The 2,432-nt window shown below is 40.2% G+C and carries 3 protein-coding genes; all 3 read left to right on the top strand.

Features of this window, described 5'->3' with window-relative positions; translation table 11 throughout:
• The coding region (locus tag ACEW8O_RS07805; RefSeq protein ID WP_373494059.1) for an FtsX-like permease family protein at nucleotides 1-1,467 on the top strand (1,467 nt) is incomplete at its 5' end.
• A 238-nt stretch (nucleotides 1,468-1,705) separates the two neighbouring features.
• The gene (locus ACEW8O_RS07800; protein WP_373494058.1) at nucleotides 1,706-1,939 is read left to right on the top strand and encodes a hypothetical protein; all 234 of its coding nucleotides are present in this window, start codon (nucleotides 1,706-1,708) and stop codon (nucleotides 1,937-1,939) included.
• Between the two features lie 66 nt (nucleotides 1,940-2,005).
• Nucleotides 2,006-2,432, top strand: a 427-nt coding sequence (locus ACEW8O_RS07795) for a DUF302 domain-containing protein (RefSeq protein ID WP_373494057.1), incomplete at its 3' end; no start/stop codon positions are given.

Here is a 2,432-nt window from a genome sequence, read left to right as displayed (position 1 = left end):
CTGGCAACGGCAAGTGCTGCAAGCAGGAGTAAGGAAGTCAGTGTCAGAAAAATCATCGGAGCAAACAGGCCTAGCCTGGTGATTCATTTTATACTTGAGTCGCTTATCATTGCCTTCGTAGGATTATTATGCGCGGTATTTTTGGTGCATACTTTACTTCCATTCTTCAATACAATTACCTCCAAATCCATCCAATTGGATATGTTCGATCCTTTGTTTTTGGGTGGGGCAATTGCAATTACCTTGGTTTGCGGTTTACTGGCGGGGATATATCCGGCCATTTTCCTTTCTTCATTCAAGCCCTTGTCGATTTTTCATGGAAATGTTGGAAGCTTGCTGACCGGAAATGGCCTAAGAAAAACATTGGTGGTCATCCAATTTGCCTCTGCTGTGGTTTTGGTGGTGGGAAGTATCATCATTTACCAACAAATCAAGTATATCAGTAACAAAGACCTGGGATTTGACAAGAGTCAGGTTTTGGTCATTAATCAGAACAAGGATCTGATTGCCAATACTGCTCCTTTCAAAAACGCCATACTGCAATTGTCCAATGTGGAAAACATAGGCTTTGGAGGAAACAATATTTTTGTCATCCCGATTACCACCACCGAAATCGATTGGCCGGGGAAAGCTAAAGATGCCTCTATCCATTTCAAGTTATTTCGGTCTGATGAGGGTTTTATACCGACCATGGGAATCGAAATGCTTCAAGGAAGGAATTTTATGGGAGTTAATCAGGATTCCCTCAATTACATCATTAACCGCAGAGCGATGGAAGTCATGGGTATTCCAGAGCATGAAGTGATCGGGTCAGAATTGGGTGTTTGGGGTAATAAGGGAAGGATTGTCGGAGTGACTGAAGATTTTCACAATGATAACCTCAAGGTGGGCATAGAGCCTTTGGTATTCCTTTTTTCGGAAAATCTTGGGGCACATTATTTTGTTAAAATTAATCAATCTGCATCCATGTCAGAATCACTTGCCGGGATTGAAAAAGTTTTCAAGGCGCATAGTCCCGACTATCCATTTGAATTCACCTTTTTGGACGAACAGTTTGAGCACCAATACAGATCAGATTTGGTGTTGGGTAAACTCTCTATGAGTTTCATGGTGATTTCAATCCTGATATCATGCTTGGGGCTGTTTGGTTTGGCGACATTCACCGCAGCCCGAAGAATAAAAGAACTTGGCATCAGAAAAGTAATGGGAGCTACATCACTCAACTTGGTCTTGATGCTTTGTGGGGATTTCACCAAATTAGTATTGATCAGTATCCTGATAGGCAGCCCAATCGCTTGGTACTTGGCTAAAGAATACCTGTCAGGATTCGCCTTTCATGTGGACATCAGTGGGAGTACATTTTTACTTGCCGGTTTGGGATTGTTGACTTTGGCACTTTTGACTGTCGGATTCCAGTCGCTGAAAGCTGCTATGACGAATCCTGCGAATTCGTTGAGGAGTGAATGAGGAGTTTTGGTGGAATTGTGTTTTGGTTGGGATATGTCTTCATTGAAAATTCAAAAAATCAACGGCTGTTTTTCTGTTTTTTGAGGAAGGTTTTTGATCTATGCCTTGGTGGCATCATCTATTGCAAATAGAAAAAATATTCAAATAATGTTTTTTTTGTTATAAATACTTTAACTCCCAACTTTAATAATTTTAACAGTTTAAAACTGTAAATGATCTTTAACAAAACACCAATATTATGACTGAAAATAAGAATACACCGTCCCCACAAGGAAAGTCTAACCCTTCTGATCCGGGGAAAGATAAGGCAAGCATAAAGGAGGGCTCTTCAAAGAAGGAACTGAAAATAGAGGATGAAGTAAAGAAGGAACATCTGGATGAAGATGGTGAGGTGCCATCCCATTTAGAATCCAATCCCAACAGAAATCCTGATAAACCAAATATCCATAAGCCTAAATACGGTGGCACATGAAATAAATTAAATACGAAACCTGGCCTTGGCCAGGTTTTTATATTTTACATATAGACTCGCAAGATTATGAAACTACTTCAAACAATATTTATTTTATTATTGACTACAAGTTTTTTGATGCTGGCCAATGCCCAGGATTTAATAGTGAAACAGAGTATCAACGACCATGAAACCACATTGGAAAAACTCAAGTCCGGCATCAGTGATATAGGTCTTAACCTGGTTCAGCATATTGATCACGCTAAGGCAGCCAGCAAAGTAAATATGGACCTAAATCCTACAGATGTACTGATCTTTGGCAATCCCGAGATGGGGACGAAGCTCATGAAGGAAAATCCCCAAGTGGCCATAGAGTTGCCCTTGAAAATTCTGGTGTATCGGGAGGGCAGTATTACCAGTGTGGCCTATGAAAATCCAAATCATCTAATAGAGACCTACCAGCTTAATAATCAGAGAGAGGTGCTTATAAAAATGAATGAAGCTTTGGAAAAAA

The organism is Aquiflexum sp., from assembly GCF_041749095.1.
Classification (GTDB): domain Bacteria; phylum Bacteroidota; class Bacteroidia; order Cytophagales; family Cyclobacteriaceae; genus Aquiflexum.
Note: the sequence above shows the minus strand (reverse complement) of the source record. Positions and strands in the feature narration are given on the sequence as shown.